The sequence below is a fragment of the Idiomarina sp. genome (genome assembly GCF_048260185.1).
Lineage (GTDB): Bacteria > Pseudomonadota > Gammaproteobacteria > Enterobacterales > Alteromonadaceae > Idiomarina.
Map to the genome: position 1 here is coordinate 94,239 of NZ_JBLXHB010000005.1, position 21,899 is coordinate 116,137.

A 21,899-nucleotide genomic window follows, 5' to 3' on the forward strand; every position below is an offset into this window, starting at 1 on the left:
AAAGTAACACAGGATAAATCAATCTCATGCTAGGCAGTCTGTTTCGAAAAGTATTTGGTAGTCGCAACGATCGCATTCTCAAAACTATGAAGAAAGACGTTGAGCGAATTAATTTGCTGGAACCCGAGTTTGAAGCGTTAAGTGATGCCGAGCTAAAAGAGAAAACCACTGAATTTCGTAAACGCCTGAATGAAGGCGAGCGTATAGAGAAAATTTTACCCGAAGCCTTCGCGACCGTTCGTGAAGCCAGTAGGCGTGTCTTTGGCATGCGCCATTTCGATGTGCAGTTGATTGGCGGTATGGTACTGAACGATAACCGTATTGCAGAAATGAAAACGGGTGAAGGTAAAACGCTGACAGCGACTTTGCCTGCGTACCTAAATGCGTTACCGGGTAAAGGCGTTCACATTATTACGGTGAACGATTATCTGGCCAAGCGTGATGCTGAATTCAACCAACCATTATTCGACTTTCTGGGACTGACAGTTGCCTTTAATATTCCGGGCATGGCACCGGAAGATAAAAAGGCGGCTTATCAGGCCGACATTACTTACGGTACCAATAACGAGTTTGGTTTTGATTACCTGCGCGACAATATGGCCTTTGCACCACAGGACAGAGTTCAGCGCGAACTAAACTACGCTTTGGTCGATGAAGTCGACTCAATTCTGATTGATGAAGCCCGTACGCCGCTGATTATTTCCGGTCCGGCTGAAGACAGTTCAGAAATGTACCGTAAAATGAATGAGCTGGTTCCACACTTAGTTCGTCAGGAAAAAGAAGACACCGAAGAAGAACAAGGCGACGGCGACTTTACCATTGATGAAAAAGCCAAGCAGCTGCATCTGACCGAGCACGGCCAGGAACACATAGAAGAGCTGCTGAAAGAGAAAGGCATGCTGGACGCAGATGATTCGCTATACTCTGCCGCCAATATCAGTTTATTGCACCACATCAACGCCGCTTTACGTGCTCATCATTTATTTCAAAAAGATGTGGATTACATTATCAAAGACGACAAAGTTGTCATTGTTGATGAACACACCGGGCGAACAATGGAAGGCCGTCGTTGGTCTGAAGGTCTGCACCAGGCGGTAGAAGCCAAAGAAGGCGTGCCAATTCAGAACGAAAACCAAACATTGGCATCTATTACCTTCCAGAACTATTTCCGTTTATATAACAAGCTTGCTGGTATGACCGGTACAGCTGACACTGAAGCCTTCGAATTCCAGTCTATTTATGGTCTGGAGACTATTGTACTGCCAACCAATAAACCAATGGTTCGTGATGACAGAGCCGACCTTATTTATTTGACGACACTGGAAAAATACGAAGCTATAGCTGAGGACATAGAAGAGTGTCGTAAGCAGAAGCGGCCGGTGTTGGTGGGTACGGTCTCTATTGAAAACTCTGAGCTTTTGTCACAGCTGCTGAAGAAAAAGAAAATTCCTCATGCGGTACTGAACGCTAAATTCCACGAACACGAAGCAGACATTATTGCTCAGGCAGGTCGCCCGGGAACTGTGACCATTGCGACCAACATGGCCGGTCGTGGTACCGATATTGTTCTGGGCGGAAGCTGGATGGCAGAAGTTGAAAAGCTGGAAGAGCCATCTAACGACAAAATCGAGAAAATAAAGCAAGACTGGCAAAAACTGCATGACGCCGTGATTGAAGCTGGTGGTTTGCACATTATTGGTACAGAACGCCATGAGTCGCGTCGTATCGACAACCAGTTACGGGGTCGTGCCGGTCGTCAGGGTGACCCGGGTTCATCGCGTTTCTATCTGTCGCTGGAAGATCCACTTATGCGGATTTTCGCTTCAGATCGTATCGGAACCATGATGAAGCGTCTGGGTATGAAAGAAGGCGAAGCTATTGAACACCCCTGGGTAACGCGAGCTATTGAAAACGCGCAACGTAAGGTGGAAGGACGTAACTTCGACGTTCGTAAGCAACTGCTTGAGTATGACGATGTAGCCAACGATCAGCGTAGTGTTGTCTATGACCAGCGTAATGAATTGCTGGATGAAGGTGATATCTCTGAGACCATCGTTGCGATACGTGAAGACGTGATCAATTCAGTGATCAGCGAATACGTTCCGCCTCAGTCTCTGGCTGAGCTCTGGGACTTAAAAGGTTTGGAAGAGCGTCTGCGTGGTGACTTCCACATCGAGCTGCCACTACAACAATGGTTGGACGAAGAAGAGCATTTCCATGAGGAAGTGTTGCGGGAGCGGGTACTGGAAGAGCTGGTTAAAGCTTACCAGGAAAAAGAAGAGATGGTGGGGCCGGAAGTGCTGCGTCGCTTCGAAAAATCCATCATGCTGCAAAGTCTTGACCAGCACTGGAAAGAACACCTAGCGGCAATGGATCATCTGCGTCAGGGTATTCACCTGCGCGGTTATGCTCAGAAGAACCCGAAACAAGAGTACAAAAAAGAGGCCTTTGAGCTCTTTACCGAGATGCTGGAAGCCCTGAAGCTAGACGTTGTGACTATTCTGAGCAAGGTGAAAGTACGTGCTCAGGAAGATGTAGATGCAGTAGATGAGCAACGTAAAGCAGCGGATAGCGCACCTCGTGAGTTCCGTCATGAACAAAGTGGCCCGGCGGCTGAAGAGCCTCAGAAAAGCTCTGACAATGCTCAGGGACAACCGGTTCGTAAAGGCGCAAAAGTGGGTCGTAACGAACCATGCCCTTGTGGGTCAGGTAAAAAATACAAACATTGTCACGGTAAACTATAGGTTTTTATGGAAACCCAAAAATCGCCTGCTGTCCACGTGGCAGTAGGCGTGATAGAAAATGAGCAGGGCGAAATTTTTATCGCCCAACGTCATCCAGAACAACATCAGGGTGGTAAGTGGGAATTTCCCGGCGGTAAAGTTGAAGCTGGCGAGAATGTTCAACAAGCGTTGCAGCGCGAACTAAAAGAAGAGTGCGGTATTGATGTGACCGATATGGCGCCGTTGACCGTTATAGAGCACCAGTACAAAGATAAGCGTGTTTTACTCGATGTCTGGTGGGTGCTTGCTTACAGTGGTGAAGCGTGTCAGTTAGAAGGTCAGGACTGGTGCTGGGTTGATAAAAACCAACTGGATGCATTCCAGTTCCCGGAAGCTAATCAACCCATTGTCGAATGCATTATGCAGTCATTGAACGCTTATTAGTACAGCAACTCATACTTTAATGGCTACTACCTGAACTAATAATCCGGTTCTTCGTTGTTATAGTCGTCGTTAGCTATGACAACGGGTTCGCCCGGGATGCTTTTTTCCTCGTTTGCCCATTCACCTAAATCAATCAGCTTGCATCGCTCACTGCAAAAAGGTCTGGCAGGGGATTTTTCTGACCACTCTACCTTAGTCTGGCAGGTTGGGCAGTTAACACTAATACTCATGGACTACACCTTGCGAGTTCAAATTCAATATCGTGCAGGGATGCTTCTTTGCTCTCCCCAGGTAAGGGCATGAATCGTACCGTAAATCGTTGTCGATGCCCACTGATGACCGGATAAATCTTAGCCGAGCGGGGGACTTTAATTCGCAGCATGGCAAGCAACTGCTCAGAACTTTCCTGCAGGAAACCATTTTGCAATTGTATTGGCGAAAAAACGGATTGCTCGCGTAATAAAGTCAGTTTTAAGGTAATAGCCAGTTCGACAAAAGCCAGTGTCTGACTCCAGCTTTCACACTGTTGCTGCTTTTCTTCAGCAGACTGACTTAACCATAAATGCAGCTGCGGTAATTCAAATAAGCCGCTTATGCCCGGCTGGCTGAATCGTTGGCGGATACTCGCCAGCAGTGCATCGTCTTTGAGTTGGCGTAAGTACTTTGGAATATCCTGAAGCGTGTTGAGACAATGCTCAATTTCACTAATGGTTCTTCGCAATGCGTCACGGTCTACGTCGGGGTGTTCTTCCCATTTTTGTAAACGCTGTTTATCGAGCTCTAAATCTTTTGTCAGTTCGGTACGAATGTCGCATCGTTCAAGTAGTTCGGTTACGGCAAAAAGAGCATTAAAAAAGGGTTCAGCGTGCTCATCAAAACAGGTACGGCTGGCTTTTAACTGTTCGAAGCCATGCTCTAACCGCAAGTAAGTTCGCATACGCTCCTGAAGCGGATATTCATAGAGAATGTTGTCGTTATCAGTAGATGTCATGCGATTGCCGATTGTTGAACTCTGTTTCTATGATAGCGGATTACTTTTCCTGTGCAACGATTGCCGCAAGATAGCGCTGATGCAGTTGGTTAACTTGCTGACGTAATTCGTCGATACTGCCCTCGTTATTCAGAATATCGTCCGCTTTGCGAAGTCGTGCCTCACGGCTCAGCTGAGCTTTCATTATTGCTTCAACTTCCTCTTTTGGACTCTCGTCGCGCTGAATGGTTCTTTGCAGTTGCAATTCTTCCGGAACATCCACCACTAATACCCGCTGACAGTACTTATCTAAATTATTTTCCAGTAGTAGAGGCGCTGATAAAATCACATAGGGCGAATTAGCCTGTTCCAGTTGAGCCAGAATTTCCTCGCGTATGGCCGGGTGCAACAAGTTGTTCAACCAGTCTTTTTCTGCGGGGTCAGAGAATATCTTTTGGCGTAGAGCTTTGCGATCAAGCCCCCCTTTGTCTGTTAACAGATCACTACCAAAATGCTCTGCAATAGCTTGCAGGCAAGGACTGCCCGGCATCACCACCTGACGGGAGACAATATCAGCATCGACCACGGTTATACCCAGCCTTTCAAACTCCGCTGTGGCTGCCGACTTTCCGCTACCAATTCCCCCGGTTACACCCACTACGTAGGTCATTTTTAAACGCCTCCTAGCCAATGCCAGTAACTGAACAATAGTTCCATACCATAAAAGTAACTCAGCAGGCCTCCGCCGATTAGAAAAGGTCCAAAGGGTATCGGCTGCGAGCGGCTCTGCCGGCGTAACATAATCAGTCCTACTACGGCTCCGCAAACCGAGCTGGCAAGAATAGTGACAGGCAACAGAGTCGCGCCGGTAAATGCAGTAATAGCCGCCAGCAGTTTGAAGTCACCATAGCCCATACCTTCCTTGCCAGTGATGAGCTTATAGGCCCAGAACACGCTCCAGAGACTAAGATAACCCGCTGCAGCACCAATAATTGCGGAGGCCGGAGTCATGTCACTTAAGTCAGAGATAGACCAGAGCAAAGCCACCCAGAGTAAAGGGTAAGTGAGCTGATCGGGCAGTAACTGATGACGCCAGTCGATAATGAACAGGCAAATTAATAACGAAAAGACTGTAGCATACACCAGTGCCGGTAGAGTGAACCCGAAATTCCAGCCTATCAGACCGAAAGCCGCGCAACTGATAATTTCAACCAGCCAATAGGTAACCGGAATGCGAGTTTGGCAATGGCGGCAGCGAGCGCGCAAAACCAGATAGCTCAACAGCGGGATATTATCGTACCAGGCAATAGAGGCCTTGCATTCAGGGCAATGTGAGCCCGGAAACGCGATAGAAAAACGGTCCTGTTCGGTTACCGGCGTACCGTTCATTTCGGCACATTCGCGCTGCCATTGACGTTCCAGCTGTATTGGCAGTCGGGTGATCACTACGTTCAGGAAGCTACCGATAACGGCGCCCAGCGCCAGCGCGACCACCAATGTCGGTACTGATCCGGCAGCAAGCAAGTATTCCATACTTCTATTCCTTAGTTATTGAAACTGCTGCCCCATGGAAAACAGCGGTAAATACATAGCGACCAAAAGAGTGCCTATAATGCCGCCTAAAACGACCATCAGCAAGGGCTCTGCCAGCGCAATCAGGCGCTCACAATTTTCCTCAAAACGTTGTTGCTTGAAATCGGCAAGTGCGGCGAAGGCGTTATCGATTTTACCATTTTGCTCGCCAACTTTAAGAAAACTGAGCGTGCGGGGTTCATTTAGCGTACTGAAGCGGAAACTGTCTACCCAACCGTTACCGGACTCTAGCTGCTGATGAATGTGATGCAAAGCTGCTTTATGGGGTAACCAGCTCAAAGACGATTCGGTGCTGAGAATAGCTTGCCGGGTTTCAATACCAGCCCGCAAAGCTACCGCCAGCCGGTGAAACAGTTGTTGCAGTTTAATGTCCTGCAGTAATTGCCCAACAACGGGTAACTGCGCAAGTGTGCATTGGGTGAATAGCGGAGCTTTATTTTTAACGGTCAAAAGAGTAACTGCCGCAGCTAATATCGCACCGAAAATGGCAAATGCCTGCTCTTTCAAGAAAGCTGATGAATTCAGTAAAACGGCAGTGAGCCAGGGTAGCTCACCTTCGCCAAAAAGCTGAGCAAAGGCAGGCAAAACCCAGCCCATCATCATGAAGCAAATACCTGCAGCTACTATTAATACAATGACGGGATAACGCAGCGCTTTGGTTAATTGCTTTTTCAGTTGCTGCTGGCGTTTTTCCAGTTCTTGTAACTGCTGTAACGCATCGGCAAGCTGTCCGTTTTGTTCGGCCCAGGCTATAGCGTTAATGTCAGCTTTAGGTAGCCAGTTTTCATAATAGGTTAGGGCGTGACTGAAAGAGAAGCCATGCTCAATGCTGCGAATACAATCTTCAATTAACCAGCGCAGGCTTCTGGACCTGATTTCGCAAATACTGTGTCGCAGAGCTTCTGAAAGCGGCAGACCACTCTCCAGTAAACTGGCGGTTTGTTGCAATAGAATGTACCAGAGCGATAATTTAGGCCTATTAAGTTTTCTCTGACGCTTGGATAAGCGTTTTATTTTCGTACAACGGATATGATGTTGCGATAACAGCTGTTTCGCCTGCAACAGCGAGTCTGCATGAACCAGCCCAGACGCATTGTCAGCCTGCCACTGCCAGCAGTAATCAAGCGTCTTCATAAGTGAAACGTTCCTTTTCCGCAGGGCTGATTAAGCCGCTATCGATATAATGCTGTAGCGCCTGCGAAAAATCCGGAAGCTTCAAATGGCCCAGATAGTGACGCAAATCTTCAATGGAGGCTCGTGAGTTGGTTAATGTCTCAATTAACCCTTCAGTTGTATCCAGCCAGGGCACCACCTCAAATACTGCCTGACGGTTTTTCTCTGTTCGGTTGTGGCTGTCGGCTACAGGCAGTAAACGTTGACTGACAATAAGCTTTAATGAGCTGCGAATATCCAAGGGGTTAACGCCCAGAGAGTGCAAACGCTTCAACGTATCCAGGCAGTTGTTGGTATGCAATGAACTCAGAACTAAATGCCCCGTTTGCGCTGCCTGAACTGCAATTTTGGCTGTCTCCGCATCGCGGATTTCGCCAATAAGGATGACATCGGGGTCCTGCCTAAGGAGAGCGCGAAGAATCGATGCGAAGGTCAGTCCCTGGCGCGCATTGACCATTACCTGACTGCAGCCCGGCAGCGGAACTTCAACCGGATCTTCGACACTGCAAACGTTGCTGCGCTCAGTATCCAACTGGCTCATTGCGCTGTACAAAGTTGAAGTTTTACCACTACCGGTTGGGCCGGTCACCAGAATCAACCCTTGCTTCTGATTTAAACAGCGGGCAAACCAACGATACTGTTGTTCCAGCAGTCCAGTTTGCTGTAAGGGTGTAATGTTGTGTGTGGGCTGTAAGCACCGCAGCACCAACTTTTCTCCACCTATAACCGGACAGCAGTTTAATCTGAATTCCAGTTGCGTGTTATCGCCGGACTGCACCGACAAGCGTCCGTCCTGCGGTTGGCGTTGCTCGGTTAAATCAAGGTTGGCCTGTACTTTAATACGCGAATAGACCTGCTGTGCAAACTCTCGCGCAATAAAGTCTAAACGGCGCAGCTGGCCGGCTTCGCGGCCTCTGACAACAATGCCTTGGTTCAGAGGTTGCAGATGCAGATCGGAGAGCCCTTTTTCTGCGCAGTACAACAGTAGCTGGTCAACGTACTCTATAGCCGAGTCTTTAGGCAGTTGAATACCGGATAGCCTGCCTTTGCCACGAATGAGCAATACTTTTTTATCGCTGTAAAAGCTCAGTAATACCCCGTCGACCGGGGCAAACCCAGGTTGTTGCACTAGCATTAGCCACTTTTCCCCTTGCGCAAAAGCCAGTAAACCATGTTGCCGCAGAAAAGGGTCGAGCTCATTTTCCGACGAACTCGTCGGTCCGGGAAGCTGGGTGAGTGAACAGCAGGCGAAGTCAGTCATTAGTAGCTTACCTGTTGTTCACAGTTTTGCACTACTGAGCGCATTTCGCTGTAATCGGAACAGGCAATGTTCCAGTCTAAATGCGTATTCACGGCGTTGGGTGTCAGTTCAATCTGCAGTGGCTGATTATTAATACTCACCGAGTTGAGAGTTAGGCGCACCGAAGCAGATTCAGTCAGACTGAGGTCGCTGAGTTCATCGGGTAGAGGTGACGGTAAACCGGGGATGCCTTTATTTCCGGCTTGGTTGCATTGGTTTAACTGCCCCTCAATTTGCCAGCACAAAGCAATACCCAGCTGCAGTGGCTGAGCATGGGCTAAGGCTTTACTGACTTTGGCCTGCTGGGTGTAATAGGTGTACGACGGAACCGCAATAGCCGAGAGGATGGCAATGATGGCCACAACGACCATCATCTCGATAAGACTAAAACCGTTACTTGGAAAACGAAGAACGGGAAAACGAAGAACGGGCAAACGGCGAAAATGTGCTTCCTGCATAATTCAGCTCCCTGTTTAAGAACAGCAGAACTGTGGTTCACCCGGGCGAATTAGTAAATTCTATTTTCCTGTAGGTTATTGACTATCTATGGCTATTTTCTAGCTGTCTTCAGAAATTCTCATTGATAAATCAATTGCCTGAACGTTCTTTGTCAAAGCGCCGGAGGAGATAAAATCAACCCCGGTAGCTGCCAGCTCAGGCAAACGTTCATCGGTAATATTACCAGAAACTTCCAATTGCGCGTTGTGCGCGCCATTGTCATGGTTTTGCTGCACAGCCTGCTTAATGTCTTCAATACTGAAGTTATCCAGCATAATCACGTCAGCTTCAGCCTTCAGAGCCTGTCCGAATTCATCCAAATTCTCGACCTCAACTTCCACCGTTTTACCCGGATTCAGGCGTTTGGCCGCAGTTATAGCCTGAGCAATACCACCACAGGCAAAAATATGATTTTCTTTAATCAGGTAGGCATCAAATAAACCAATGCGATGATTCACACCGCCACCGCAGCGCACCGCGTATTTCTGCGCTAAACGCATGCCGGGAAGAGTTTTGCGGGTATCCAGTAGTTGAGTTTTATAACCGTCGAGTAATTTGCTGTAGTGATAAGTGGTGGTCGCGGTAGCAGATAGTGTCTGTAAAAAGTTAAGCGCCGTGCGCTCACCGGTCAGCAAAATACGGCTGGGGCCCTTTAAGTGGCAGAGTTCCGTATTGGCTTTCACCTTATCGCCGTCTTTTACCAGCCATTCAATTTCCACCTGATTTCCCATTTGGCGAAACACCTGATCAACCCAGGCACAACCACAAATGACGGCGTCTTCGCGGGTAATAATGCTGGCGCGGGACTGGCTTTGTTCCGGAATCAGTTGCGCAGTAATATCTAAACGGGCATCTTCGCCGAATAAATCTTCTTTCAATGCGGCGCGCACACCGTCCTGAATAGCAAGTTGCAGCTCGGGCTGACTCATAGATGGCTTTACCTTTTAACAGACAATACGGATACTAGGGGGCAAACTTTACCGTTTTGTTGAGCCTGTGAAAAGCGACCCGATAAAAAATCATAAAATAACGACTGCGGTGCAGCATCCGTCCCCGCATTACGATGATCGCCCGCAAAGCGCTGAAGTCAGTCTGCTGGTCATTCATTGTATTAGCCTGCCGGAAGGACAATATGGTACACCTTATATTCGCCAGCTGTTTATGGGCGAACTGGAACCCGAGGCACACCCGGACTTTGCTATCCTGAAAGGGCTGAGGGTTTCGGCCCATTGTGTGATCCGCCGGGACGGTACGCTGGAGCAATACGTGCCTTTTGATAAACGAGCCTGGCACGCCGGCATGTCCCGTTACTGCGGGCGCAGGCGATGTAATGATTTCAGTGTAGGCATTGAGCTCGAAGGAACCGACCACAGTGCCTATACTCAACAACAGTACGAACAATTAATTGCAGTCACTAAGGCGTTAATCAGCACATATCCCAAGTTAAACCGTCGACGTATTGTCGGCCATCAGGATATCGCCCCGGGTCGTAAAACGGACCCGGGCAGTGAATTTGACTGGCAAACCTATTTAAATGCCTTATAAGGAGTCATGAATGGTCCTCATTGCGTTGCTGATTGCATTAAGCGTTGAGCGTTTGTATCACAGCCCGGCCTTTTTGCACTGGTCGTTTTTTCTGGAACGCTGGCAACACTGGAGTGCGGCACGGCTTACGAACGAAAAATGGGAAAGTGAGCCACTGCAACTGGTTCGCCTGCTGGTTCCTGCTTTGGCTGTCGGTTTTCTGGTGATGTTGCTGGACAACCTGATGGTGACCTTTATTGTCAGTATCTTGTCTTTACTGCTGGCGCTCAATTGCGAGCCGGCCCGCAAAAGCTATAAAGCGTATTTAAAAGCCGCAAACCGGGGCGATGAACAACAGGTAAATGAACATCAACAAGCATTAACTGAATTTGCCGGGCATCATCAACCAAAGCAGTTAAGTGACTCGTTAATCTGGATCAATTATCGGCAATATATTGCGGTGATGTTCTATTTTGTGCTGTTTGGCAGTTTCGGTGCTCTGGTATATGCCAGTCTGCGTTACGCCGAGAAGCAATTAAGTGAACAGGAGTCGACTAAACCCTGGCAGCAATTTATGTGGTTTGCAGACTGGGTTCCGGCTCGATTAGCCGGGTTTGGCTTATTAATTGTGGGGCATTTTTCGCGGGCGTTTCCGGTTTGGGTCAAGCACAGCCTGAACCCGCAGGTCGACCCGGATAAACTGCTTTTTAATGTCGCCAGCAAAGCAGAAGACAGCCCTCAGCACCCCGACGACGGAACCGAGCACATTGCTTGTCAGTTACGCTTAATGCGGCGCCAGCAGATTTTCTGGGTGTGTGTTATTGCCGCCTTAACCTTAACGGGTTGGGTGAACTAGAGGTTGTACCAGCTGAGAAAAATTTGGGCTCAGCGGGTAAATGATTTAGAATAACCGCATCATTTGGTCTGACCAATTTACCGTTATGCCGGATTTACCCATAAAACAAACGAAGTTATCTGACACTATCGTCGCTCACCTTGAGCAGATGATCGTGGACGGACGGCTTGGTGCCGGGCAAAAACTTCCGTCAGAACGACAGTTGGCTCAGCAGTTCAATGTGTCACGCCCGTCGTTGCGTGAGGCCATTCAAAAACTGGAAGCAAAGGGTGTTTTAGAGCGTCGGCAGGGCGGTGGTACTTATGTTATTAACAGCATGAATGAGCAACTGACCGAACCTTTATTTGAATTACTGGCCAAACATCCAGAGTCGCAATTTGATTTGCTCGAGTTCCGTCATGCGCTGGAAGGCATCTCGTCTTTTTATGCGGCATTACGAGGCACCGACGCCGATCTGGATCGGATTTCCGAGAGTATAAAAGACTTAGAGAATAGCCGGGCTAACAGCATCGATGATCAGGTCAACGCAATAGTGGAGTTCTATCACCGTATTGCGGAGGCTTCGCACAACGTTATTTTGTTGCATGTCATCCATGGCATGCAGGAATTACTGGCCGAAAATATTAGGCAGAACCTGGAAATACTGGCGGGTCGTGACGACTTGCTGGGAAAATTGAATCAACACCGTCAGCAGCTGGTTAGTGCCATTGTTGCCGGTAAACCGGAGCAAGCGCGGGATGCGTGTCACCAACATTTGGCCTATATTGAACAGACACTGTTAGACTTAGGCAAAGAACAGTCACGCATTCAACGTTCGCTACGACGTTCCTGAATTGATAAAAAGGTAAGGAATAGCTATGAGTGAAGAATTAAACAAAGATGTCGACCAGCAGGAAACTCAGGAGTGGCTAGACGCTCTTGAGGGGGTGCTTGAGGCCGAAGGCCCGGAAAGAGCGCACTACCTGTTAGAACAATTGGTCGACAAAGCTCGTCGCAATGGCGCTTATTTACCCTATAAGCCAACCACCGCATATCTGAATACCATTCCTGCCAGCCAGGAACCTACTATGCCGGGTAACCAGACGCTGGAATCGCGCATTCGTTCAGCTATTCGCTGGAATGCCGCCATGATGGTGTTGCGGGCATCGAAAAAAGGCGAAGAGCTGGGTGGCCATCTTGCCAGTTTCGCTTCTTCAGCCATGTTGTACGATGTTGGCTTCAACCATTTCTTCCGCGCACCGAGTGAAGGTGACGGGGGTGACTTCCTGTTTATTCAGGGCCATGTGTCACCCGGTATTTATGGTCGTGCTTTCATTGAAGGACGCTTGACCGAAGAGCAACTCAATAACTTCCGTCAGGAAGTCGACGGTAAAGGCTTACCTTCTTATCCGCACCCGAACTTAATGCCGGACTTCTGGCAGTTCCCGACGGTTTCTATGGGCTTAGGTCCAATTCAGGCTATCTATTTAGCCCGTTTCCTTAAGTATCTTACGGACCGCGGCATTAAAGACTGCTCTAAGCAACGCGTTTACTGCTTCTTAGGAGACGGTGAAACCGATGAGCCAGAAAGCTTAGGTGCTATTGGCCTGGCCGCTCGCGAAGAGCTGGACAACCTGACCTTTGTTATTAACTGTAACCTGCAGCGCTTAGATGGCCCGGTACGTGGTAACGGCAAAATCATCCAGGAACTGGAAGGCAACTTCCACGGCGCTGGCTGGGAAGTGATTAAAGTTATCTGGGGCCGCTACTGGGATCCGCTGTTGTACCGCGATACCGAAGGTAAATTGCAACAGTTAATGGAAGAAACCGTTGACGGTGATTACCAGAACTTTAAAGCCAAAGGTGGCAAGTTCACTCGTGAAAACTTCTTTGGTAAGTACCCTGAAACCGAAGAAATGGTCGCCAACTTGTCTGATGAAGACATCTGGCGCCTTAACCGTGGTGGTCACGATCCGGTAAAAGTGTACTCGGCTTACCATAAAGCGGTAAACACCAAAGGTCGTCCACAGGTTATTTTAGCGAAAACCGTAAAAGGTTACGGCATGGGCGCTGCGGGTGAAGGCAAAAATATTGCCCACCAGGTTAAGAAAATGGATTTAGACGCGGTTAAGCACATGCGCGACCGTTTCAATATTCCGTTTGAAGACAAAGAGCTGGAAGACCTGCCGTACTACAAATTTGATGACGACAGCGATGAAATGAAGTACCTGAACGAGCGTCGCGAGAAGCTCGGTGGTTATATGCCGGTACGTCGTCCGGAAAGCGATGTAGAACTGGAATTGCCTGCATTGAAAGCTTTTGATGCGGTTCTGAAAGGTTCAGGAGATCGTGAAATTTCCTCAACCATGGCCTTTGTTCGCGTGCTGACCGCGCTGTTAAAAGATAAGAAAATTGGTAAACGTATTGTGCCAATTATTCCGGATGAAGCTCGTACCTTTGGTATGGAAGGCTTGTTCCGTCAGGTGGGTATTTACTCACACCATGGCCAGAAATACACACCGCAGGATAAAGACCAGGTGGCTTATTATCGTGAAGATAAGAAAGGCCAGGTGATTCAGGAAGGCATCAACGAGCTGGGTGCTATGGCATCCTGGGTTGCCGCGGGTACCAGTTATTCGTTAAACAACGAGCCGATGATTCCGTTCTACATTTATTACTCTATGTTCGGTTTCCAGCGTGTCGGTGACTTAGTCTGGGCCGCTGGCGACAGTCAGACCCGGGGCTTCCTGGTTGGTGGTACCGCCGGTCGCACAACGCTCAATGGCGAAGGTCTGCAGCATCAGGACGGACACAGCCTGGTTCACTTTGGCACGGTGCCAAACTGCATTAGCTATGACCCGACTTACGGTTATGAAATTGCAGTTATCGTGCACGATGGCCTGAAACGCATGTTTGGCGACCAGGAAAATGTTTTCTATTACCTCACCGTAATGAACGAAAACTACCATCAACCAGAAATGCCGGAAGGTGTCGAAGAAGGCATCATCAAAGGTATTTACGAACTGGATAAAGTGAAGGCCAAGAACAAAGCTAAAGGCGATGTTCAGTTGTTAGGCAGTGGTACCATTTTGCAGCAAGTACGTGAAGCAGCGACAATCTTGTCTGAAGAGTACGACGTGAACTCAACAGTTTACAGCGTAACTTCATTCAATGAGCTGGCGCGCGATGGTCTGGATACTGACCGTTGGAACATGCTGAACCCTGAGAAGAAAGAAAAAGAAGCCTACATTACGCAAGTGATGAAAAAGGCGAAAGGACCGGCAGTAGCAGCAACAGACTACATCAAGCTGTACGCTGATCAGGTTCGCGCCTGGGTACCAACCTCTTACCGGGTATTAGGTACCGACGGCTTTGGACGCTCGGACAGCCGCGCTAACTTGCGTAAGCACTTTGAAGTGAACCCGCACTATATTGTGGTTGCAGCACTGAAAGAACTGGCAGACCAAGGTGATATCGATAAGAAAGTGGTAGCTAAAGCTATCAAAGACTACGATATCGACACTGACAAGCTGAACCCGCGTTTAGCATAAGGAGGTACTGAGATGGCCGATCAAATCGAACTCAAAGTCCCCGACGTGGGCGGCGAAGAAGTAGAAGTCATTGAAATTTTGGTCAGTGAAGGCGATACCGTTGAGCAGGAAGACGGTATCGTTACTGTCGAAAGCGACAAAGCTTCCATGGATATCCCGGCATCTTCAGGCGGTAAAATTACCGAGCTGAAAGTAAAAGTTGGCGATACCATTAGCGAAGGTGACGTGCTGGCAATGATTGAGGCTTCCGGAGGAGCCGACGAATCGGATGAGTCTGACAGCGAAGAAGAAGCTGAAGACAAAACCGACGACAAAGCGGACGAAGAAGCAACCAAAGACAAAGCTGAAGAATCGGAAGATAAACAGGAAGAAGAGAAAGATGAAGACTCTGAACCTGAGAAAAAATCTTCCGGTGGCGGCAGTAAAGTTATCGACGTAGAAGTACCGGATATTGGTGACGAAGAAGATGTCGAAATCATCGAGATTCTGGTCTCTAAAGGCGACTCTGTTTCTGCCGAAGATGGTTTAATTACCCTGGAAACGGACAAGGCGACTATGGATGTGCCTTGCCCTGAAGACGGCGAAATTGAAGAAATGCTGGTGAAGGTCGGCGACAAGGTGTCGCAGGGCTCAGTTATCGCCAAGCTGAAAGTTTCCGGCGGCGCTGATGACTCTGAAGCTGAAGAGAAAGACTCAGCGAAAGAGGAGAAGTCAGAATCTAATAAAGAATCTGATAAAGACTCTGGCAAAAAGTCTGAAGACAAAGACCAGAAAAAAGACAGTGGTAGTAGCGTTAAGCCAAGTAGCGAACGCCAGCCGCCGGTTCCTGATCACCCAAGCCAGCGGAGCGACCGTAAAGAAGGCATTCTGCATGCGTCACCTGCGGTACGTCGTGTGGCACGTGAATTCGGTGTCGACTTATCGCAAGTGAAAGGCTCGGGCCCTAAAGACCGCATACTGAAAGAAGACGTTCAGGAGTTTGTTAAATACGAGCTGTCCCGTCCCAAAGCCGTGGCTGGTGCAACAGGCCAGGGCGGCGGTGGATTGCAGGTTATTGACCCGCCTAAGGTCGATTTCAGCAAGTTCGGTGAAGTGGAAGAAGTTCAGTTGTCGCGCATTCAGCGCAAATCTGGACCAAACCTGCACCGTAACTGGGTGACTATCCCTCACGTAACACAGTTCGATGAGGCCGACATTACTGAGCTGGAAAACTTCCGCAAGTCAGAAAACGAAGTGGCTAAGAAGAAAGATCTAGGCTTCAAGATAACGCCGTTAGTGTTTATTTTGAAGGCCTGTGCCAAAGGCCTGCGTGAGTTCCCGACCTTTAATTCGTCCTTATCAGAGTCTGGTGAATCACTGTACATGAAAAAGTACGTGAACATTGGCGTTGCGGTTGATACGCCAAATGGTCTGGTGGTTCCGGTTATTCGTGATGTCGACAAAAAAGGCATTTACGAGCTCTCAGAAGAGCTGGTGGAAATTAGCTCGAAAGCGCGCGACGGCAAGTTGAAAGCAACCGATATGCAAGGCGGCTGCTTCTCAATTTCCAGTCTGGGTGGTATTGGCGGTACAGCCTTTACGCCTATCGTGAATGCTCCTGACGTGGCCATCCTTGGGGTTTCCCGTAATGAGATGAAACCGAAATGGAACGGCAAAGAGTTTGAACCACGTCTGACTCTGCCATTATCGCTGTCATACGATCACCGTGTTATTGATGGTGCTGAGGCCGCGCGTTTCACTGCCTATTTAAGTGGTGTACTGGGAGATATCCGCAAATTGGTGCTTTAAGCACCAATTGGGGTAGGAAATACGAAAAAATTCGCGCTACAATAGCGCCACATTTAGCGTTGACTGAGCGCAGCCGGTGGCTCAACTGGCTGTGACAAAAAAGGGGTTAACATGAGCGACAAAATTACAACACAGGTAGTGGTGTTAGGTTCGGGCCCGGGCGGATATTCAGCAGCTTTCCGTGCAGCTGACTTGGGTCTGGATGTTGTTTTGATTGAGCGTTACAGCACCTTAGGCGGTGTTTGCCTGAACGTTGGCTGTATCCCGTCAAAAGCATTGCTGCACATGACCAAGCACATTGAAGAAGCTCAGCACCTGGCAGAAGAAGGTATTGAGTTTGGCGAACCAAAAATTGACCTGGATAAACTGCGCAAACACAAAGAAAAAGTGGTTGGCCAGTTAACCGGTGGCCTTGGCCAGATGTCAAAAATGCGCAAGGTAAAAGTTGTTAACGGTTACGGTAAATTTACCGGCAGCAACACCATTAAAGTTGAAGGCGACGACGGCGAAACCGAAGTTAAATTTGATAACGCTATTATTGCTGCAGGTTCTCAAGCCATTAAATTGCCGTTCATTCCACATGACGACGACCGCGTATGGGATTCCACCGACGCGCTGGAACTGAAAGAAATTCCTAAGAAAATGCTGTTGTTAGGCGGTGGTATTATCGCGTTGGAAATGGGGCAGGTTTATGCGTCATTAGGTTCTAAAGTCGATGTGGTTGAAATGACTGACCAACTGGTGCCGCCAGCGGATGCCGACATCATCAAGAACTTCAACAAGCAAATAAAAGGCCGTTTTGAGAATATTATGCTCAATACCAAAGCGACCAATGTTGAAGCGAAAAAAGACGGTGTGTACGTGACCTTTGAAGGTGATAAAGCGCCAAAAGATCCAGTCAAGTACGACGCTGTACTGGTTGCTGTAGGCCGTGCGCCAAATGGTAACAAAATTGACGCCGATAAAGCAGGCGTGAACGTTGATGACCGTGGCTTTATCAAAGTTGATAGCCAGATGCGCACTAACGTCGATCACATTTTCGCTATTGGTGATGTTGTCGGTCAACCTATGCTGGCGCACAAAGCGGTTCATGAATCGCACGTGGCGGCAGAGGTTATTGCCGGTAAGAAGCACTTCTTCGAACCTAAAGTCATTCCTTCTATCATGTACACCAACCCGGAAGTTGCCTGGGCAGGTGTTACTGAGAAAGAAGCGAAAGAACAGGGCATCGAATATGATGCAGTGACTTTCCCCTGGTCAGCTTCAGGCCGTGCTATTGCTTCAAACGCACAGCAAGGTATGACTAAGCTTATCTTTGATAAGAACAACCGTATTATTGGTGGTTCTATGTGTGGCACCAACGCCGGTGAATTGTTGGGCGAAGTTTGCCTGGCAATTGAGATGGGCTGTGATGCAGAAGACATCGCGTTGACCGTTCACGCACACCCAACCTTGCACGAATCGGTTGGTTTGGCTGCTGAAATTCAGGAAGGCTCTATTACCGATATGCCGAATCCTAAGGCGAAAAAGAAGAAGTAACATTTTGTTACGATAAATCATCGGTAAAACGGCTGCATTCATCGCGAATGCAGCCGTTTTTTTTGCGCTGAATTTCACAATGCGCTAGTTTAGTGGAGTTAAAATAACGAACACTAAAGAAAGGGTAACAACCAATGAAAAAATTAACCGCTGTAGCGCTTGGCGTATCTATGGCATTAACTCTGGGCGCCTGTTCTCCGCAGCAGGAAGAATCAAAACAACAAACCCAGCAGGCCGAAGAAACAAAACAAGAACTGAGCTCGGGCGTTGTACTTGAGAACTTTGATCACAGCGTTAAACCGCAGAATGACCTATTCCGGTATGTAAACGGTACCTGGATTGATAAGACCGAAATTCCTTCTGACCGTTCATCGGTAGGCTCTTTTTTCGATTTACGTGAGCAAAACCAGAAACGTTTACGCGACATCATCGAATCAGCAGCCTCATCTAACCCTGAACCAGGCACAAACGAGCGTAAAATTGGCGACTTCTTCAACGCCTATATGGATGTTGAAACGCTAAACGAGCTGGGCGCAAAACCAATTGCAAGCGACTTAGACGCTATTCAGGCACTGCAAGATCATGGTTCAGTTGCTGAACATATGGCACGCATGTTCCGTGGGGGCGTTTCAATTCCATTTGGCTTTTATGTTTACCCGGATGCAAAAGACCCACAAATTAACGCGATGTATGTTTCACAGTCAGGTCTTGGTCTGCCAGATCGCGATTATTACCTGAAAGACGATGAAAAGTTTGAAGAGTTTCGCGACGCCTACCTTGAATACGCCGAGGACATTCTGGCAATGGTCGGTGTTGAAAATGCCGATGACGCCGCTGAACGTATTCTGGAGCTAGAAACTCAACTGGCTGATATTCAGTGGAGTCGCGTAGAAAGCCGTGATGCTGATAAAACCTACAATAAAAAATCAGCCGATGAAGTTGCTGATATGTTGGCAGACTTTGATTTCAAACGTTTCATCGATACGTCCGACTTATCTGACGTTGAAGAAATGGTAATTCGTCAGCCATCGTACTTTGAAGAGTTTGGTGAATTATTTAACGACGTTGATTTACAGGCCTGGAAAGACTATTTAAGTTTCCGTCTGGTGAACGAGTACGCTTCTGCGCTAAGCGAAGACATCAGCAAGCGTCGTTTTGAATTTTATGGAAAAACCTTACGTGGTACGCCAGAGCAGGAACCGCGCTGGAAACGCGCAGTAGACGCAACCAATAGCGTATTGGGTGAAGTGCTGGGGCAGGTCTACGTAAAAGAGTACTTCCCGCCAGAAGCGAAAGAAAAAATGGAAGGCTTGATTGAAAACTTGCGTGATGCTTATGGTCAATCGATTCGTAACCTGGAGTGGATGACGGACGAAACCAAAGAAAAAGCTTTAGAGAAGCTGGAGAAGTTTGACCCGAAAGTCGGCTATCCAAGCAAGTGGCGCGACTACAGCGAACTGGAAATTTCGTCAACTGACTTAGTTGCTAACTACAAAGCTTACGCTGAGTTCAATTATCAGGAAGAAATTGCCAAAATTGGCGGTCCTGTTGATGAAGAAGATTGGGGCATGACTCCGCAAACAGTCAACGCTTACTACAGCCCTGTACGTAACGAAATCGTTTTCCCGGCCGGCATTCTGCAGCCTCCATTCTTTGATATGGACGCCGAAATGGCGGTGAACTACGGTGGTATCGGTGCGGTAATCGGTCACGAAATGGGACACGGTTTTGACGACCAGGGTGCCAAATACGATGGCGATGGTAACCTGCAAAGCTGGTGGACTGATGCTGATAAAAAAGCGTTCGAGGAACGGACTCAGCAATTGTCTGCACAGTACAGCGAGTATGAACCTATCGAAGGCCTTAACGTTAACGGCGACCTGACTCTGGGCGAAAATATTGGCGATTTAGCCGGCCTGACCATCGCGTACGAAGCGTACAAAATGTCATTAGACGGCGAAGAAGCGCCAGTTCTCGATGGCTTTACCGGCGAACAGCGTGTATTTATTGGCTGGGCTCAGGTATGGCGCGGCAAGTATCGCGAAGATGCTATTCGTGAGCAGGTTATGAGTGACCCGCATTCACCAGCTGTGTATCGTGTGAACGGTACCGTTGTGAACGTTCCGGCGTTTTACGAAGCCTTTGATGTTAAAGAAGGTGACGAGCTATTCGTTCCGGCTGAAAATCGCGTTACTATTTGGTAAGCTACTGGTATGACGCAAGTAGCCTGATGTTTACATCAGGAGCAATATAGGACCTGACATAAATGTCAGGCTACGTATTAGGAAATATGAAAACACTAACGGTTGTCTGGGTATTAGTTACAGCACTGCTGGTGGGGAGTTTCTCCTCACCAGCAGTGCATGCTATGCCTATGCCAGACGCCGTTAGTGCTTCGTCATCTCACGATATGTCACAGCATGACTGTTGTGATGAGTCCGATATGTCGATGGAACAATCGAACTGCGACAGCGAAAGCTCCTTTTGCCAGCAGTGCGAGCAACATTGTGCCGGTCAACTGGCGCTGGTAAACCCATTCAAACAACTTTCGCCAGCAGCATCCACGCACGCTGCCGATCCCCTTTATTCAAACCTTCCGGTTATTACTGAAACGCTGATACGTCCGCCGAAACACACAGTTTAAGCCCAGTTTTTACGTCTTAAACCGTTTTCGAGGAAATACCATGCGTTATTGGATAGCGATATTTGTCCTGATCCCATTGTTAACTTTGGCTCAGGAACACAATCATAATCATTCAGAAGATCACAGCCCGTTCGAGCAGAGCACCGAGTATGTGTGCCCTATGCACAGTCAGGTGGTTCGTGACGAGCCGGGAACCTGCCCAATTTGCGGTATGGATTTGGTTAAAAAAGAACCTAAAGATGACCAGGCTGAGGACCATTCTGAGCATCAGCAAGGGAGTGAGGCTGCGAGTGAAAAAAGTTTCACTGTGCCAGAGTCCAGTCAGCAGGCCATTCGGGTAACCACCGCAAAAGCAGTTCGTAAAGACTTACAGCCGCAACTCATGGCGCAGGCTCAGGTGCGCTGGCAGGAATCTGCGCAGCGGCATATTCACAGCCGCGCAGAAGGCTGGGTAGAAGAATTACACGCCGACGTTGAAGGTCAGTGGGTAGAAAAAGGCGACAAGCTCTACAGCCTGTACGCACCAGACCTGGTTGTTGCACAAGACGACTATCTGCAACTGCTTGATTCACTCTCGGATATCCGCAACGGTGACAACCAGCAAAGCTTTAAACGCCGTGGCCAGCAACGTTTGCGTTTGCTGGGAATGAGCGAGGCGCAGATTAAAGCGCTTGAGCAAGGTGGCGAGACCGAATATGTGGTGGACTACTACGCACCGGAGTCGGGCTATATTACCAGTCTGGATATTCAGGAAGGCATGTACGTGTCTCCCGGGCTTAAGCTACTGACCCTGACACAGGATAATCAGCTGTGGTTCTTTGCTGATGTTCCGGCGCGCTACAGTAAACAGTTAAAAACCGGGCAAATGGCTCATATTTCTTCGGAGCATTTTCCCGGTGGCCACTGGATGAACACCATTGACTACATTTATCCGCAAGTAGACCCGAAAACCCAGACCATCAAAGTTCGTATTCCGGTTAATGACTCCATTGACCGGCTGCGGGAAGGCCTGTGGGCAACCGCGCACATTGAACTCGAGCCAGTAAAAGACGCTGTGGTTGTGCCGGTTGCCAGTTTAATTGTCACCGGAGCTAATAACCGTGTGGTGGTAAAATCCGGAGCGCGCGAATTTGAAGTGCGCGAAGTGACGACCGGGCTGCGTGTTGGTAACGAAATTGCCATTGAAGAAGGCTTGCAGGAAGGTGAGTTAGTGGTCACTTCCGGGCAATTCCTTCTGGATTCAGAGGCCAGCTTGCAAGGTCTGGGTCTGGACAACAGCGACAACGACGCTCCTGCGCCACAACATAACCACTAGGA

Annotated in this window: 19 protein-coding genes; 11 read left to right on the plus strand and 8 right to left on the minus strand. The window is 48.5% G+C overall.

All coding sequences use genetic code 11. The features are described from left to right. The first annotated feature begins 26 nt into the window (after window positions 1-26). Window positions 27-2,744 (plus strand): preprotein translocase subunit SecA, encoded by a 2,718-nt coding sequence (gene secA, locus ACN0RF_RS11615; RefSeq protein ID WP_417439126.1) that lies wholly within the window; start codon window positions 27-29, stop codon window positions 2,742-2,744. 6 nt (window positions 2,745-2,750) lie between these two features. Further along, entirely contained in the window at window positions 2,751-3,167 is a 417-nt protein-coding gene (mutT, locus tag ACN0RF_RS11620) for an 8-oxo-dGTP diphosphatase MutT (protein ID WP_417439127.1), read from the plus strand. A gap of 35 nt (window positions 3,168-3,202) precedes the next feature. Here the strand turns inward: mutT and yacG are convergent, their stop codons facing one another. From yacG to nadC, 8 genes are all read right to left on the minus strand, one after another. Next, window positions 3,203-3,397 (minus strand): DNA gyrase inhibitor YacG, encoded by a 195-nt coding sequence (gene yacG, locus ACN0RF_RS11625; protein ID WP_417439128.1) that lies wholly within the window; start codon window positions 3,395-3,397, stop codon window positions 3,203-3,205. Continuing rightward, entirely contained in the window at window positions 3,394-4,158 is a 765-nt protein-coding gene (gene zapD, locus ACN0RF_RS11630; protein ID WP_417439129.1) for a cell division protein ZapD, read from the minus strand. Before zapD ends, yacG begins: the two co-directional genes overlap by 4 nt. Window positions 4,159-4,198: 40 nt before the next feature. Further along, the gene (gene coaE / locus ACN0RF_RS11635) at window positions 4,199-4,807 is read right to left on the minus strand and encodes a dephospho-CoA kinase (RefSeq protein ID WP_417439130.1); all 609 of its coding nucleotides are present in this window, start codon (window positions 4,805-4,807) and stop codon (window positions 4,199-4,201) included. Window positions 4,808-4,809: 2 nt separating this feature from the next. Then, a complete protein-coding gene (locus tag ACN0RF_RS11640; RefSeq protein WP_417439131.1) occupies window positions 4,810-5,670 on the minus strand; it encodes a prepilin peptidase in 861 nt (286 codons plus the stop codon). A gap of 15 nt (window positions 5,671-5,685) precedes the next feature. Beyond that, window positions 5,686-6,864, minus strand: coding sequence for a type II secretion system F family protein (locus ACN0RF_RS11645; RefSeq protein WP_417439132.1), 1,179 nt, complete (start codon window positions 6,862-6,864; stop codon window positions 5,686-5,688). After that, window positions 6,851-8,164 (minus strand): GspE/PulE family protein, encoded by a 1,314-nt coding sequence (locus ACN0RF_RS11650; protein ID WP_417439133.1) that lies wholly within the window; start codon window positions 8,162-8,164, stop codon window positions 6,851-6,853. Before ACN0RF_RS11650 ends, ACN0RF_RS11645 begins: the two co-directional genes overlap by 14 nt. Then, window positions 8,164-8,661, minus strand: coding sequence for a pilin (locus ACN0RF_RS11655; RefSeq protein WP_417439134.1), 498 nt, complete (start codon window positions 8,659-8,661; stop codon window positions 8,164-8,166). The genes ACN0RF_RS11650 and ACN0RF_RS11655 overlap by 1 nt, the downstream gene beginning before the upstream one ends. A gap of 99 nt (window positions 8,662-8,760) precedes the next feature. After that, window positions 8,761-9,630, minus strand: coding sequence for a carboxylating nicotinate-nucleotide diphosphorylase (nadC, locus tag ACN0RF_RS11660; RefSeq protein WP_417439135.1), 870 nt, complete (start codon window positions 9,628-9,630; stop codon window positions 8,761-8,763). 67 nt (window positions 9,631-9,697) lie between these two features. Here nadC and ampD point away from each other — a divergent pair, with 67 nt between their 5' ends. From ampD to ACN0RF_RS11705, 9 genes are all read left to right on the plus strand, one after another. Beyond that, entirely contained in the window at window positions 9,698-10,246 is a 549-nt protein-coding gene (ampD, locus tag ACN0RF_RS11665) for a 1,6-anhydro-N-acetylmuramyl-L-alanine amidase AmpD (protein WP_417439136.1), read from the plus strand. Between the two features lie 10 nt (window positions 10,247-10,256). Beyond that, a complete protein-coding gene (gene ampE / locus ACN0RF_RS11670) occupies window positions 10,257-11,081 on the plus strand; it encodes a beta-lactamase regulator AmpE (protein ID WP_417439137.1) in 825 nt (274 codons plus the stop codon). A gap of 85 nt (window positions 11,082-11,166) precedes the next feature. Then, window positions 11,167-11,913: a pyruvate dehydrogenase complex transcriptional repressor PdhR gene (pdhR, locus tag ACN0RF_RS11675; protein WP_417439138.1), complete on the plus strand. Its 747-nt coding sequence runs from the start codon at window positions 11,167-11,169 to the stop codon at window positions 11,911-11,913. A 25-nt stretch (window positions 11,914-11,938) separates the two neighbouring features. Next, window positions 11,939-14,611, plus strand: a complete 2,673-nt coding sequence (gene aceE / locus ACN0RF_RS11680; RefSeq protein ID WP_110013588.1) for a pyruvate dehydrogenase (acetyl-transferring), homodimeric type — start codon at window positions 11,939-11,941, stop codon at window positions 14,609-14,611. 12 nt (window positions 14,612-14,623) lie between these two features. Beyond that, window positions 14,624-16,399, plus strand: coding sequence for a dihydrolipoyllysine-residue acetyltransferase (aceF, locus tag ACN0RF_RS11685; protein WP_011233720.1), 1,776 nt, complete (start codon window positions 14,624-14,626; stop codon window positions 16,397-16,399). A gap of 111 nt (window positions 16,400-16,510) precedes the next feature. Next, entirely contained in the window at window positions 16,511-17,938 is a 1,428-nt protein-coding gene (gene lpdA / locus ACN0RF_RS11690; protein ID WP_110013590.1) for a dihydrolipoyl dehydrogenase, read from the plus strand. A gap of 134 nt (window positions 17,939-18,072) precedes the next feature. After that, window positions 18,073-20,142, plus strand: coding sequence for a M13 family metallopeptidase (locus tag ACN0RF_RS11695; RefSeq protein ID WP_417439139.1), 2,070 nt, complete (start codon window positions 18,073-18,075; stop codon window positions 20,140-20,142). A gap of 62 nt (window positions 20,143-20,204) precedes the next feature. Beyond that, entirely contained in the window at window positions 20,205-20,582 is a 378-nt protein-coding gene (locus ACN0RF_RS11700) for a hypothetical protein (RefSeq protein ID WP_417439140.1), read from the plus strand. Window positions 20,583-20,622: 40 nt separating this feature from the next. After that, window positions 20,623-21,897, plus strand: a complete 1,275-nt coding sequence (locus ACN0RF_RS11705; RefSeq protein ID WP_417439141.1) for an efflux RND transporter periplasmic adaptor subunit — start codon at window positions 20,623-20,625, stop codon at window positions 21,895-21,897. Window positions 21,898-21,899: the final 2 nt, after the last annotated feature.